Source organism: Streptomyces sp. NPDC060209, assembly GCF_042728155.1.
GTDB lineage: Bacteria > Actinomycetota > Actinomycetes > Streptomycetales > Streptomycetaceae > Streptomyces.
The window spans coordinates 17,035-31,198 of record NZ_JBHWZS010000082.1; the positions used below are offsets into that span (position 1 = coordinate 17,035).

The 14,164-nt window shown below is 70.0% G+C and carries 10 protein-coding genes; 9 read left to right on the forward strand and 1 reads right to left on the reverse strand.

Annotation, left to right across the window (positions count from 1 at the left end; translation table 11 throughout):
* The first annotated feature begins 5 nt into the window (after positions 1 to 5).
* The 5 genes from ACFWFI_RS17895 to ACFWFI_RS17915 all read left to right on the forward strand — a co-directional run bounded on the left by ACFWFI_RS17895 (position 6) and on the right by ACFWFI_RS17915 (position 5,008).
* A complete protein-coding gene (locus tag ACFWFI_RS17895) occupies positions 6 to 1,082 on the forward strand; it encodes an LLM class flavin-dependent oxidoreductase (protein ID WP_387390802.1) in 1,077 nt (358 codons plus the stop codon).
* Complete coding sequence (locus ACFWFI_RS17900; protein WP_387390805.1) at positions 1,079 to 2,368, forward strand: NtaA/DmoA family FMN-dependent monooxygenase; 1,290 nt, start codon at positions 1,079 to 1,081, stop codon at positions 2,366 to 2,368. Before ACFWFI_RS17895 ends, ACFWFI_RS17900 begins: the two co-directional genes overlap by 4 nt.
* Before the next feature lie 4 nt (positions 2,369 to 2,372).
* Positions 2,373 to 3,179 (forward strand): DUF1684 domain-containing protein, encoded by an 807-nt coding sequence (locus tag ACFWFI_RS17905; protein WP_387390807.1) that lies wholly within the window; start codon positions 2,373 to 2,375, stop codon positions 3,177 to 3,179.
* 259 nt (positions 3,180 to 3,438) lie between these two features.
* Positions 3,439 to 4,341, forward strand: a complete 903-nt coding sequence (locus ACFWFI_RS17910; RefSeq protein ID WP_387390809.1) for a S1 family peptidase — start codon at positions 3,439 to 3,441, stop codon at positions 4,339 to 4,341.
* Positions 4,342 to 4,528: 187 nt separating this feature from the next.
* A complete protein-coding gene (locus tag ACFWFI_RS17915) occupies positions 4,529 to 5,008 on the forward strand; it encodes a hypothetical protein (RefSeq protein ID WP_387390810.1) in 480 nt (159 codons plus the stop codon).
* Between the two features lie 12 nt (positions 5,009 to 5,020).
* Here ACFWFI_RS17915 and ACFWFI_RS17920 read toward each other — a convergent pair whose 3' ends face one another.
* Positions 5,021 to 5,920 carry a DUF4231 domain-containing protein gene (locus tag ACFWFI_RS17920; RefSeq protein ID WP_387390812.1) on the reverse strand — a complete coding sequence of 300 codons (900 nt, stop codon included), beginning with the start codon at positions 5,918 to 5,920 and terminating at the stop codon, positions 5,021 to 5,023.
* A gap of 242 nt (positions 5,921 to 6,162) precedes the next feature.
* On the opposite strand from ACFWFI_RS17920, the gene fxsA reads away from it, so the two are divergent.
* From fxsA to fxsT, 4 genes are all read left to right on the forward strand, one after another.
* Positions 6,163 to 6,327, forward strand: a complete 165-nt coding sequence (gene fxsA / locus ACFWFI_RS17925) for an FxSxx-COOH cyclophane-containing RiPP peptide (RefSeq protein WP_387390815.1) — start codon at positions 6,163 to 6,165, stop codon at positions 6,325 to 6,327.
* Positions 6,328 to 6,439: 112 nt separating this feature from the next.
* Positions 6,440 to 8,716, forward strand: coding sequence for a radical SAM/SPASM protein FxsBH, inactivated beta-hydroxylase extension form (fxsBH, locus tag ACFWFI_RS17930; RefSeq protein ID WP_387390817.1), 2,277 nt, complete (start codon positions 6,440 to 6,442; stop codon positions 8,714 to 8,716).
* Between the two features lie 150 nt (positions 8,717 to 8,866).
* Complete coding sequence (fsxC, locus tag ACFWFI_RS17935; RefSeq protein WP_387390820.1) at positions 8,867 to 10,168, forward strand: FxsC protein; 1,302 nt, start codon at positions 8,867 to 8,869, stop codon at positions 10,166 to 10,168.
* Complete coding sequence (fxsT, locus tag ACFWFI_RS17940; RefSeq protein ID WP_387390822.1) at positions 10,165 to 14,097, forward strand: FxSxx-COOH system tetratricopeptide repeat protein; 3,933 nt, start codon at positions 10,165 to 10,167, stop codon at positions 14,095 to 14,097. Before fsxC ends, fxsT begins: the two co-directional genes overlap by 4 nt.
* The last annotated feature ends 67 nt before the right edge of the window (positions 14,098 to 14,164 follow it).

Sequence of the window (14,164 nt, forward strand, 5' to 3'; positions counted from 1 at the left end):
CCCGCATGTCCGCCACCAGACCACTTCACCTCGCCGCCGAGATCGGCGGCCCGCCGCGCTACGACGCCGGCTCCCACGTCGCGCTGGCACGCCTCGCCGAAGGGGGCGCGCTCGACTTCGTCACCCTGAGCGACTCCTTCGCGCGGCCCGGCCCCGACGCGCTCGCCGTACTGGCCCGTGTCGCCCCGGCCACCACCCGGATCGGCCTGGTGCCGACCGTCACCACCACCCACACCGAGCCCTTCCACGTCTCGTCCGCCGTCGCCACCCTCGACTGGGTGAGCAAGGGCCGGGCCGGCTGGCACGCCGACGTGTCGACGACCGAGGCCGAGGCCCGGCTGTTCGGCCGGCGCCCCGCCGCACCCTCCACCGCGCTGTGGCAGGAGGCGGGGGAGGCCGCCGACGCCGGAGCGCGGCTGTGGGACAGCTGGGAGGACGACGCGGAGATCCGGGACGTCGCAACCGGCCGCTTCATCGACCGCGACAAGCTCCATTACGTCGACTTCGAGGGCAGTACCTTCTCCGTCCGCGGCCCGGCCATCGTGCCGCGGCCGCCGCAGGGCCGGCCCGTCACCGTCATCGACGGCACGAGCGGCCCTGCCCGCGAGCCCGCCGCGCGGCACGCCGACGTCGTCTACGTACGGGCCACCTCACCCGAACAGGCTGCCTCGCTCGGCGACGACCTGCGCCGCGCCGCGGCGGCCCACGGCCGGGACCCCGACAGCCTGCGGGTCCTGGTCGCCCTCACCGTCGACCTCGGGGACGCCGAGACGGCACCCGAACCCGGGCTCGAGAGCGGCCCGCAGCTAGCGGGTCGGGGGACCTACTTCCGCGGCGGCCCCGTGGACCTCGCCGAGCTCATCACCCAGTGGCACCGGGGCGGAGCCGTCGACGGCTTCCACCTCACCCCCATCTCGCCGGAGCGCGACCTCGAGAGGATCGTCAACGGAACAGTGGCCCTGCTCCAGCACCGCAGCCTGTTCCGCACGTTCTACCCGGGCGGCACACTCCGCGAGCACCTCGGCCTCGGCAGGCCCGCCAACCGCTACGCGCTCGCGAGGACCTCAGGGGGGACTTCATGAAGCAGATGCACCTCGCCGCCCACTTCCCGGGCGTCAACAGCACCACCGTGTGGACCGATCCCCGCTCCCGGAGCCAGATCGACTTCACCTCCTTCGAACACCTGGCCAGGACCGCCGAGCGGGGGAAGTTCGACTTCTTCTTCCTCGCGGAGGGGCTGCGGCTGCGCGAGCACGACGGCCGCATCCACGACCTCGACGTGGTGGGCCGTCCCGAATCCCTCACCGTCCTCAACGCCCTGGCCGCCGTCACTGAGCGACTCGGGCTCGCCGCCACGGTCAACGCGACCTTCAACGAGCCGTACGAACTCGCCCGCCGCCTCGCCACGCTCGACCACCTCAGCGCGGGCCGTGCCGCATGGAACGTGGTGACCTCCTCGGACGCGTTCACCGGCGAGAACTTCCGCCGCGGCGGTTACCTCGACCGGGCCGACCGGTACACCCGCGCCGCCGAATTCGTCTCCACAGCACGTGAGTTGTGGGACTCCTGGACGCCCGACGGCACCTCCCGGCCGTTCGCGCACTCCGGGCAGCACTTCGAGATCTCCGGGGAGTTCACCGTCCCCCGCTCACCCCAGGGGCACCCCGTCGTCATCCAGGCCGGGGACTCCGACGAGGGCCGGGAATTCGCCGCGTCCACGGCCGACGTCATCTTCACCCGGCACGGCACCCTGGAGGCCGGGCGGACCTTCTACGCCGACGTCAAGGCGCGCCTCGCGAAGTACGGCAGGCAGCCCGGGGACCTGAAGATCATGCCCGGGGTCACCGTCGTCCTGGGCGACACGGACGCGGAGGCGCAGCAGAACGCAGCCGAGATCCGCCGGCAGCAGGTGTCCCCGCAGAACGCGATCCTCGCCCTCGAACAGGTCTGGGGCCGCGACCTCTCCTCGTACGATCCCGACGGGCCCCTCCCCGACGTCGACCCGGACCCCGGATCGAGCCTGGTCCAGGGCAGGGTCCGGGTAGCGGACCCACTGGCCGTGGCCGCGAGATGGCGGGATCTCTCCGAGGCCAAGGGGCTGTCCATCCGGCAGACGGTCATCGAGTCCACGGCGCGGCAGTCCTTCATCGGCTCCCCGGAGACGGTCGCCGCCGAGCTGGAGAAGTTCGTCACCACCGACGCGGCCGACGGCTTCATCCTCGTACCGCATCTCACCCCGGGCGGCCTCGACGGCTTCGTCGACCGGGTCGTCCCGCTCCTCCAGGAACGCGGGGCCTTCCGCTCGGAATACACCGGCTCCACGCTGAGGTCGCACCTCGGCCTGGCCGAGCCGGTATGGAAGGGTTGACCGCATGAGCACGGACGCACAGCAGGACAGCGAGGAGTTCCACGCCTGGCAGCGCTGGCACGAGGGGCGCATCGTCGCCGTGGCCGCGCCGCACGGCCCGCTCTCCCTCACCGGCACCCACTGGCTCGCCGACCATCCGGAGGGGCGAATTCCGGCCGTACCCGGTCTGTGGCGAGAGGAAGCCGACGAGGTGGTGCTCACCGCCACCCCCGAGGACGGGCTGACCGTCGACGCGAAGCCACTGGCCGGAGAGGTCGGCCTGGGCGCCGACCGGGGTCCCATCGACGCGTCCAGGGTGGCCCAGGGCGAGCGCCGGCTGGTCGTGCTGAGCCGTGAAGGCCTCTGGGCTGTAAGGGACTTCGACCCGCAGTCCCCGGCCCGCCTGGCGTTCCGGACCATCGACGCCACCCCGTACGACCCGAAGTGGTCGCTGGACGGCACCTTCCGGCCGTACGACTCCGACCGGACCGTCCGCGTCGAGAACGCCGACGGGCGCGAGCGGGGTCTGGGGCTGTCCGGCGAGATCACCTTCACCGTGGACGGCGCCGAGCACACCCTCCAGGTGGCGGTCGAACCCGACGGTTCGCTCTGGGCGGTCTTCGCCGACACCACCAGCGGGAACAGCAGCTACCGCTTCCGCTTCCTGCGGCCTCCGGCGCCCGACGGGGACGGCCGGGTAAGGGTCGACTTCAACCGCACCCTGCTGCCGCCGTGCGCCTTCGCCGACCACTTCATCTGCCCCTTCCCGCCGCCCGGCAACACCCTCACGGTGGCCGTCCCGGCGGGGGAGCGGAACCGTATCGACGGCTGATCCGTCCCACCCGGGACGCGAAGGCCGACCCCACCGGTCCCAGCAGCCCCAGGGCTGCCGGGGCCGGCGTCGACGCGGCCGAAAACACGCCCTTGCGTGGCACGTTGACGCCCCTCAATACTCCCGAGCAGCGCCCGTCAGGAGCACGACGCCTCCGGAATTCGAACGCGTTTCGGAAGGCGGCCGCGTCCATGACCGCGCCTCACGGGTCCGGCCACCCCACAGGCGGGCCCCCGATTCCCCTCGGGAGGAACGAGAAGTGAGGATCAAGCGCACCAACCCCCGCAACGGCAGCTTCGCGAGACGCAGCCGGATCACGGCCGTCTCCGCAGGCCTCGTCGCCGTCGCCGCCCTCGCCGTTCCCGCGGCCAACGCGGACCAGGCCGGAACGTACAGCGCCGACCAGCTCAGCGCGGCAGGTTCGGCCGTGCTCCAGGCCGACGTCGCCGGCACCGCCTGGAACGTCGACCCGGCGACCGGCCGGGTCGTCGTCACCGTGGACAGCACCGTCTCGCAGGCGGAGATCAACAAGATCAAGGAGTCCGCCGGAGCCGACGCCGGCGCCCTGCGCATCGAACGCACCCCCGGGACCTTCAGCAAGCTGATCTCGGGCGGCGACGCCATCTACGCCTCCAGCTGGCGCTGCTCCCTCGGCTTCAACGTCCGCAGCGGCAGCACCTACTACTTCCTGACCGCCGGTCACTGCACCGACGGCGCCGGCACCTGGTGGTCCAACTCGGCCCACACCACGGTCCTCGGCACCACCACGGGATCCAGCTTCCCGACCAACGACTACGGCATCGTCCGCTACACCAACACCTCGGTCACCAAGTCCGGCACGGTCGGCAGCCAGGACATCACCAGCGCCGCCAACGCCACCGTCGGTATGTCCGTCACCCGGCGGGGCTCCACCACGGGCACCCACAGCGGCTCCGTCACCGGCCTCAACGCCACGGTCAACTACGGCGGCGGCGACATCGTCTACGGCATGATCCGCACCAACGTGTGCGCCGAACCCGGCGACTCCGGCGGCCCCCTCTACTCGGGCACCCGGGCGATCGGTCTCACCTCGGGCGGCAGCGGCGACTGCACCTCCGGCGGGACGACCTTCTTCCAGCCGGTCACCGAAGCACTGAGCGCGTACGGCGTCAGCGTGTTCTGACCCGGCCGGGCACCGCCGCACTCCCGTGAGCCCCCGCCGATCCCCGGCGGGGGCTCCCGTTCGACCCGCGGCTTTTGAGAGGATGTCAGGACGGTCGGTCGCAGAGGCACCACGGGGAGCGGACGCTGTGCCGGTCCGGAGGGATGCCCTCCGGGAGCCCCCGCAGACACCAGGGGGTTCCAGGTCCGTGAAACGCATCGGAGTGACCGGTCACCGCTCCATCCCCCAGGAGGTCCACGCACATGTGCTGGAGGAACTGAGGGCGGCGCTGTGCGGACACGAAGGCTCCCTGGAGGCGCTCTCCAGCCTGGCGGTCGGGGCCGACCAGATCTTCGCCGACCTGGCACTGGCCCACGGCGCGGAGCTGACCGTGGTCATCCCCAGCGGGGACTACGAGGCCGGCTTCGCCGACGAGGCGGACCTCGCGCGCTACCGGACGCTCAAGGCCCGGGCGGCCCGCGAGATCCGGCTGGACTTCCCGCACTCCACCGACGAGGCCTACTACGCGGCGGGGGCCTACATCGCCGACCACTGCGACCGGCTGCTCGCGGTCTGGGACGGCCTGCCCGCGCGGGGTCTCGGAGGAACCGGCGACATCGTGACGTACGCCCGCAGCCTCGGACGGCCGGTCACCGTCATCTGGCGCGACGGTGTGGAGCGCGGCTGAGGCCGTGCACGCTCACATCCGGTGCCTGACCAGCCAGTCCGTGTGCTCGGGGGAGACGATCCGCTCGGTCTCGAAGACGGCGGCCGCCCACTGCCGCTCGGTGAGGGTGGTCTCCATCGCGGCCTGCATGTTCTCCAAGTCCTCCTCGACCAGGGAGTGGGCGGTCACCAGAGGGTGATGACGGCGCGTCTCGTTCCAGGCGAGAGCGGCCGCGGCGGCGGCCGAGAACGTCCCCGTCAACGCGAAGGAACCGGCGCCGCCGAAGGTCTGCAGCACGGCGAGGACCAGAGCGGGGAGCGTCAGCGCGGCGATGGTGCTCGACCAGACGAGCGCACCGCGGCGCGACACCAGCCTGCGCCTGCGGTACCAGCGCCGCTGCTCGATCAGCCGGTCCCGCACGTACGTCTCCTTGCGTACGGTGAACGCCTTGTCGCGCAACTCCCGCATGGACGCGGTGATGAGACCGCCGCCCGAGTCGGCCATCTCCTCCCGCGGGTCGTCCCATCCGACCTTCCGCAACTCCTGGAGTCCTTCTTCGAGCCGGCTGGCGAACACCGCCTCGGGGTGCTGGACGGCGGAGTCGAAGGGGGAGCCGTGGACCGCGTAGCGCCAGCAGTTGGACTTGATGAACTCCGCTGCGGAGCGGTTGAGTTGCCAATGCGACTTTGCTTTGCGCCGGGAGGCGAGGTAGGTCGTGATCAGGACACCGAGATAGGCCAACACCGCGATACCATCGAGGAGTTGGATGTTCGACCCGACCTCGGCATGCCAGGGCAGGGCTGCGGGCACGGTGCCGAGCACGAGCAGGACCAGCTGGCCGCGGGTGGTGTTGACCGCCTCGCGCTGGCGTGCGACGGCGACGGCGTCGGTGTGGTGGAAGAGTGCGGGCAGATCAGCGCTCCTGAAGACCATGCTTTGCAGTGGTCCGGGAATCGCCGTCATGTTCACCCCTGTATTCGATGTAGTGGTCGCCCCGGCCCTTGAATGAATGGGTTCCCGTCCATTTGGAGTAGTCCTGCAAATCACTCGGGTTACGGCTGTACGAGTCGAGTTGCACACCGGGGCCATGAGAGTAAAGTCGTGCCGCCGGACACTGCAATGGTGCAGGTGCCGGTGCTGTTTCCGTGTCCGGAACGAGCCCATCAAGGACGGCCGTGAAGACCTACGAATCCACCCAGAACTTCGCTGTTGCGAAGCGTCGTGTGCCGCTCGCCAAGATCGAAGCATCCGGCAGTGCAGCAGCCAGGAAGATGGGCCGGGTGCTCGCGACGGCGGGCGGCCGCCCGACAGAGATCTCGACTTTCAACTCCTCGCTGTAGGGGAAGCTGGACCGCCGGTGCCGTAAAGCAGTCGGAATATTCCACCCGTTCGGCCGGTCGGCTACTGTAACCGTGGGCCGGATTCATGGTGTTGCTGCACTAGAGTGGTGGAATGACAGGCCCCGCGGTCCCGTTCCGCGAAATCGTTCTGAAGGTTCACAGCAGGTGTGACCTCGCCTGCGATCATTGCTATGTCTATGAACATGCGGATCAGAGCTGGAGAACCCGGCCCAAGACGGTTTCTGATCATGTCATCGCCAAGACTGCCCAGCGCCTGGCTGAGCACGCAAAGACACACGCACTGCCCTCCGTGTCAGTGATCCTGCACGGAGGGGAGCCTCTGCTGGCGGGCCCCGCCCGTCTGCGGCGCGTCTGTGAGGAGTTCGGATCCGCCCTGTCGGGTGTCGCCGATCTCGACCTCCGGATCCACACCAACGGCCTTCAGCTCAGCCCCCGGTATCTGGACCTCTTCGACGAGTTCGGCGTCAAGGTGGGGATCTCCCTCGACGGCGACCGTGCGGCCAACGACCGGCACCGGCGCTTCGCCGACGGGCGCAGCAGCCACCCCCTCGTGCTGAAAGCGGTCGAACTGCTCCGGCAGGACCGCTACCGCCATCTCAATCTCGGGCTCCTGTGCACCGTCGACATCGAGAACGACCCGCACGCGGTGCTGGACGCCCTGGTCGCGCTCGACCCCCCGCTCATCGACTTCCTCCTCCCGCACGCCACATGGGACGAGCCTCCGCCCCGCCCCGACGGATCGCCCACGGCCTACGCCGACTGGCTCCTCGCGGTCTTCGACCGCTGGCAGGAGGAGGGCGGCCCGGTGCCGGTGCGCCTGTTCTCCTCGGTGCTCTCCACGCTGAGCGGCGGCCCCAGTCTCACCGAGTCCCTCGGACTCGCCCCCACGGATCTGGTGGTCGTCGAGACGGACGGGCAACTGGAGCAGGTCGACTCCCTCAAGAGCGCCTACGAGGGCGCGGCGGCCACCGGATTCGACGTGTTCCTGCATTCGTTCGACGACGTCGCAGCCCATCCCGGGGTCCGGGCGCGGCAGCTCGGCCTGGCGGGTGTCAGCGAGACGTGCCGCCGGTGTCCCGTCGTACGGTCCTGCGGCGGAGGGCTCTACACGCACCGCTACAGCTCGGCGAACGACTTCGACAATCCGTCCGTCTACTGCGCCGACCTCGAGGCGCTCGTACGGGGGATCGAAGCGCGCACGCGCGCCGCCGCCGTGTCCCCGGCGCTGGCCGACCGGAATGAACTGATCGGCGAGCAGCACGACCTGACCCGAACGCTCCTGGCCGGCCTCCATGACGCCCTGGACGGCCGCGGCGGCGCCCGGTGGGACGAGGCGTGGGGACTCGCCGGCGTCCTGGAGGCCTCCGGCGAGGGCGCCGCCGGGCTCGACCGCGTCCTGGCGCACCCGTACACGCGTACCTGGCTGCTGGACGTCCTGGAAGGGCTGCACGCCGAACGGCCCGAAGCCGTCGGCCAGGCACTACGGCTGCCGTCGTACGTGGCGGCCGCCGCGGTGCGGTCCGGCCTCGACCTGGAGATGCCGGCGGACTACCGGGACGGCAGGCTCTTCCTCCCCACCGTCGGCGAGCTGCGGCTCGCGGGGCCCGGTGAGACGGGCCGGGCCCGGGTGCGCGCCGTCGGCGGGGGGATCTCGGTCCGGCTGGAGGGCGGCGCCGAACGGATCGTCCTGAGAGGGGCCGACAGTCCCGACTGGCTCCCGGTGCGGCACTTCGCCGCGGGGGGCGCTCTCGGGTTCGCCCTCGACGACCTGGACCCCTACCGGGACTGCTTCGAGGCTCCGGCGGCGCCCCGGCTGGGCCGGGCGGACGCGGAGGCATGGATCGAGGCCGTCGGCAGGGCGTGGGAGCTGCTGGAGAAGGCCGCGCCCCGACAGGCGGCGGACGCCGCGGAGAGTCTGACCACGCTGACCCCGCTCGTCGCCGGCCGGAACGCCAAGCGGCCCCACGGCTACGGGACCGTCGGACTCGTTATGACGGGGGACATCCGGGAGCTCGCCCTCGAATTGCTGCGCGGTCTGCGACGGACCAGGCTGCGGGCCCTGCTGGACGTCACGGATCTTTACGCGATGGACGGGGCCTGGGAGTACCGGCTGCCCTGGGAGCGGAATGCGAAGGTCCCTTTTTCCGAACTGCTGGCCGGCACGTACGAACGTGTGGGACTTTCCTTCCTCGTTCCCGGATTCATGGACGGTGTGCCCGAGGCGCTCGACATGATGGACGGGGCAGCCGAACCGACTGTCGGAGGAATGCGGTTGCTGAGGTCGCTCCGGGACGAGGTGAGAGGTGTACATGGGACAAGTGGGATGAACATCCTCATGAATGCCGTGGATCAAGAACCTGTTCGATGAATCCTGGGTATGGATGACTGAAAAGCGGCGTTGATTGACCGAACGCCATGGGGGTGGAGCACAGTCCGCTCCGGAATGATGAATTCGCTCGCACCCTCTCCATAGTCCTGGGATGCGGGTGCTCACACAGGACGGGGGTCGTGTGCACGCATGACGCAACAGCGAGCGGACCATCGGCCGTACTTTTTTCTGAGCTACGCGCATACACCGGGGTACGGCGGTGGATCGGACCCAGACATGTGGGTCGAACGGCTTTTCCAAGATCTCTGCGGTCATGTGATGGCCATGACCAATCTCCCCGCGGGATCGCCGGCCGGATTCATGGACCGGGAGATACGCTCCGGCGAGGGCTGGTCGGAGCGGCTGGGCAACGTCCTGGCCAACTGCCGGGTCTTCGTACCGCTGTTCTCGCCGCGCTACTTCGCCAGCGAGATGTGCGGCAAGGAGTGGTACGCCTTCGAACAGCGCGCCATCCATCACAGGGCCCGGTCGAATCAGCCGGCCGAGGCGATCGTGCCCGCGCTCTGGGTGCCGGTGCAGCCGAGCCAACTCCCGGGCCCGGCGGAGCGGTTACAGTTCAATCACCGGGATTTCGGGGACCGCTACGTCAGCGACGGGCTCTACGGCCTGATCAAACTCACGCTGTTCGCGCAGGACTACGAACAGGCGGTCTACCACCTGGCCAAACGCATCGTCCACGTCGCCGACACCGTGCAGATCGGCTCGGGCAGGCCCCTCGACTTCCGCCTCGTCCCCAGCGCCTTCGGCGCACCGGGGAGCGGAGCGGGTGCCCCGAGGCCGATGCGGATCACCATCGCGGCGCCCACCCGCCACGACCTGCCCGAAGGCCGGAACCCGGAGTACTACGGCGACAATCCGCAGGAGTGGAATCCGTACCATCCGGCGGCCGCCAGACCACTGGCCTACGTCGCCGAAGAGCTCGTGCGCTCCCTCAACTACCAGGCCGTCATCACGTCGTTCGACGAGGAGCCCGGGCAACGGGAAGGCAAGCAGCCGCCCAGCTCACCGGAGATCCTCCTGGTCGACCGCTGGGCACTGCAGGACGAGGACCTGAGACGGCGGCTCGCCGCCTTCGACAGGGAGAACCGGCCCTGGGTGACCATGGTCGTCCCCTGGTGCAGGGACGACCACCAGAGCAGAGCGGCCGAGGCCGAACTGACCGAGAAACTCGAGCAGACGATGCCGGTCAAGATGCAGCAGGGGCGGGCCTTCTGCCGTGTCGCGGCCAAGGGGGTACCCAGTATGGAGGCGTTCGGCCAGATCCTTCCCCAAGTGGTCGAGGTGGCCGCCCAGCAGTACCTGAGGCACGCCACGGTCTATCCACCGGCCGGTGGGCGGCACAGCGAACGGACGCGACTGATGGGGCCCATGGGCAGCACACAGTTCATACCCGACATGCACGACCCTGCGACTGATGCGGAGGACGTATGACAGCCGGTCGTGACGGGCGCATCGTCACTTTCTACTCGTACAAGGGCGGCACCGGGCGCACCATGGCCCTGGCCAACACCGCCTGGATCCTCGCCGCCAACGGGAAGCGGGTGCTGGCCGTCGACTGGGACCTGGAAGCCCCGGGACTCCACCGGTTCTTCCACCCCTTCCTCGACCCCTCGACGCTCGGCGCCACCACCGGCGTGATCGACCTGATCACCGAATACGCCTGGGCCGCGACCAACCCCGCCCAGCGGGCGGACGACTGGCACCGTGACTACGCACGCATCCAGCCGCACGCGGTCTCGCTCACTCCCGAGGCGCTCGGCTGGGAGTTCCCGCGGGGCGGCACCCTCGACTTCGTCTCCGCCGGACGGCAGAACCGCGAGTACTCCGCCACCGTCTCCACCTTCGACTGGGACAACTTCTACGATCGGCTCGGCGGAGGGCACTTCTTCGACGCCCTGCGGGACGACATGAAGGCCAACTACGACTACGTCCTCATCGACAGTCGTACGGGTCTCAGCGACATCGCCGACATCTGCACCGTCCACCTCCCGGACGTGCTCGTCGACTGCTTCACCCTCAGCGACCAGTCCATCGACGGCGCGGCCTCGGTCGCCCGGCAGATCGCCGAGCGCTACACCGGCCGGCCCATCTCCATCTTCCCCGTCCCGATGCGGATCGACGAGGGCGAGAAGGAGAAGGCCGACGCCGGACGGGCGCTGGCCCGGCTGAAGTTCGACCGACTGCCGCGTGACCTCTCGGGCGATGAACTCACCGCCTACTGGGGCGCGGTGGAGATCCCCTACCGCCCCTACTACGCGTACGAGGAGACCCTCGCCACCTTCGGTGACGAGGCCGGACTCAGCAACTCGCTCCTGTCCGCATTCGAACGTCTCACCGCGGTCGTCACCCACCAGGAGATCACCTCGATGCCTCCGGTGGGCGAGGAGGTCCGGCTGCGCATCCGCGACGCCTTCACCCGGCGCAGGCCCGCGCTGCCCGCCGATCTCTTCCTCAGCTATGTGGCGGAGAACCGCATGTGGGCCGACTGGATCGAATCGGTCCTCACCCGGGCGGGGTTCCGGGTGGTCCCGCGCGACGTCTCCGCCGACCCCGGACCCGCGGACGCCGCGCACGTGGCCGAGACCGCGGCCCGTACGGTCGTCCTGCTCTCCAGCGCCTATCTCAAGTCCCAGCGGGCCGTGGACCTGTGGGACAGGGCCGTCTCCGAGGATCCCGGTGGGGGGCGGCGTCAGCTGCTGCCGCTCAGGGTCAGTGACGTCCGGCTCTCCGCGCCGTACATCGACCGCAACCCGGTCGACCTGTTCCGGCTGGACGAGGTGCATGCCACCACGGCCCTGATGCGCGCCCTGGACCGGCCCGTGCAGCTCGGCGACGGGATGTCGCCCGGCCCCCGCTTCCCCGGCACCGTGCCCCGGATCTGGAACGCACCGCCCCGCAACCCCGGTTTCACCGGCCGCTCCCTGGTCCTGGAGCGGATGCGTGACCAGCTGGGCGGCGGCATGGCCGTCGTGCTGCCGCAGCCGCAGACCCTGTACGGCCTGGGCGGCGTCGGCAAGACCCAGGTGGCCCTGGAGTACGTGCACCGCTTCATGGCCGACTACGACCTGGTGTGGTGGATATCCTCCGAGCAGATCGACGACGTGGTGGCCAGCCTCGCCGAGCTCGCCGTACGGCTCGGCGCCCAGGGTGGCGACGACATGGCGGCCGCGTCACAGGAAGCCGTGGACCTGCTGCGGCGGGGCGTGCCCTCGGAACGCTGGCTGCTCGTGTTCGACAACGCCGACGATCCCGAACGCCTCAGCCGCTACTTCCCGCAGGGCGGCTCGGGCCACATCCTCGTCACGTCCAGGAACCAGACCTGGTCCCAGCACGGTGACGCGCTGCCCGTCGACGTCTTCCTGCGGGAGGAGTCGATCGAGCACCTCCAGCGCCGTGCACCGGGGCTGAGCGACGAGGACGCCGCCCAGGTGGCCACCGCCGTCGGGGACCTGCCGCTCGCGGTCGAACAGGCGGCGGCGTGGATCGCGGAGACCGCCACCCCCATCGACACCTACCTGGAGCAACTGGCCCGCCAGGCCCCCCAGGTCCTCGCCCTGAACCAGCCGGCCGGATACCCGGAGCCTGTCGCGGCCACCTGGAACATCTCCATCGAACGCCTCAAGGAGCGTTCACCCGCCGCGGTGCGGCTGCTCCAGCTCTGCGCGTTCTTCGCTCCCGAACCGATCTCCGCCAATCTCCTCTACAGCAAGGAGATGATCGAGGCGCTGAAGCCGTACGACGCCTCGCTCCAGGAAAAGCTGGTACTGGGCCGGGTCATCCGGGAGATCGGCCGCTTCGCCCTCGCCAAGGTCGACCAGGTGTCGAACTCCATCCAGGTGCACCGACTGGTGCAGGCGGTGATCAGGGCCCAGCTCAACGAGGAGGAGCAGCGCGAGGCCAGGCATGTCGTCCACCGCATCCTGGCAGGTGCCCGGCCCGACGACGACGAGCCGATCGACAACCCTGAGACCTGGTCGCGCTTCGCGACGATCTGGCCGCACCTCGGCCCGTCGGACGCGCGCAACTGCAGGGAACCGGAGACCCGCAGGCTGCTGATCGACCGGGTGCGCTACCTGTGGAAGCGGGGAGACGTCCGGACGGCGGGCCGGCTCGGGGACGAACTCCGCGACGCATGGCGGGACATGCTGGGGAACCAGGACCTGCAGTACCTCTACCTCTGCTTCCACCTCTCCAACATCCTGCGCACACGGGGCCGGTACGTGGAGGCCAAGGAGCTCGACGAGGTGACCCTCGGCCGGCAGCGGGAGGTGCTGGGGCCGGAGCATCCGCACACGTACATGACCACCAGCAGCCTGGCCATCGACCTGGGGCTGCTCGGTGACTACGGCAAGGCGATCGAGCTGGCGACCGCGGCGCACGAGGGGTTCAGCCAGATCTTCCACGACAGGCACCCCCGCACGCTGGCCGCGGCCAACAACCTGGCGCTGAACCTGCGGAGCGTCGGGCAGTACGCACGTGCCAGGGAGATCGACCAGGACGTCTACGACCTGCGGTCCGAGGTCCTGGGGCCCGAGCACCCCTACAGCCTGTCCTCCGCCATGTCGCTGGCACGGGACCTGCGTGAGGTGGGGCGGTACGAGGACTCGGTGGGTCTGCTCAGCCGGACGTACGACACGTACAAGGCCACGCTCGGCCGGACCTACCCCACCACGCTCAGCGCCGCCAAGAGTCTGGCGGTCTCGCTGCGCAGGGCGGGGCAGCTGGAGGACGCGCGCAGGCTGACGGTGGCCACCCGGGCCAGGTACCGGGCCAAGTACACCTCGGCCAACCCCGACTCGCTGGCCTGCGACCTCAACATGGCGGCCGACCTGTTCGCCGCGGGGGAGTCCGTGGAGGCCAGGGACGCCGCGCAGGAGGTGGTGGACCAGTACATGAAGGTGCCGGGGGAGCAGCATCCGTACACCCTGGCCGCGCAGAACAATCTCGGCGTCTATCTCTCGGGGGCCGGCGCGCCCCTGGACGCGGAGAGGCTGCTGACGCGCGTGGTGGCCTCGATGCGCGACGTGTTCGGACGGGAGCACCCGAACACGCTGTTCTCCGTGATGAACCTGGCCAATGCCACGGCCGACCGGGGCGAGCTCGGGATCGTGCTGGAGACGGAGCGCACGGTGTCGGGTCAGCTCAGGGAGGTACTCGGGGCGCACCACCCGGAGACCCTGGCCATGGCCTCGAACCTCGCGGTCACGCTCGACGCGATGGGACGCAAGGACGAGGCACTGAGGCTGCGGGCGGAGACGGGCGACGAGCTGGCACGGCAGCTCGGTGACGATCACCCGCTGACCCGGATAGCGCGGGACGAGCGGAGGTTCCGGCGCGAGCTGGAGCCGATGTCGGTATGAGCCGGAGGGCTCCGGGCTCCGGGCTTCGAAAGTCCGGGCCCGGAGCCTCCTCCGGGATCAGCAGACC

Bases quoted from the DNA above. Each gene is read 5' to 3' on its own strand.
- ACFWFI_RS17895 (WP_387390802.1), top strand. From the start codon at position 6: ATGTCCGCCACCAGACCACTTCACCTCGCCGCCGAGATCGGCGGCCCG.
- ACFWFI_RS17900 (WP_387390805.1), top strand. From the start codon at position 1,079: ATGAAGCAGATGCACCTCGCCGCCCACTTCCCGGGCGTCAACAGCACC.
- ACFWFI_RS17905 (WP_387390807.1), top strand. From the start codon at position 2,373: ATGAGCACGGACGCACAGCAGGACAGCGAGGAGTTCCACGCCTGGCAG.
- ACFWFI_RS17920 (WP_387390812.1), bottom strand. From the start codon at position 5,920: ATGGTCTTCAGGAGCGCTGATCTGCCCGCACTCTTCCACCACACCGAC.
- fxsBH (WP_387390817.1), top strand. From the start codon at position 6,440: ATGACAGGCCCCGCGGTCCCGTTCCGCGAAATCGTTCTGAAGGTTCAC.
- fsxC (WP_387390820.1), top strand. From the start codon at position 8,867: ATGACGCAACAGCGAGCGGACCATCGGCCGTACTTTTTTCTGAGCTAC.
- fxsT (WP_387390822.1), top strand. From the start codon at position 10,165: ATGACAGCCGGTCGTGACGGGCGCATCGTCACTTTCTACTCGTACAAG.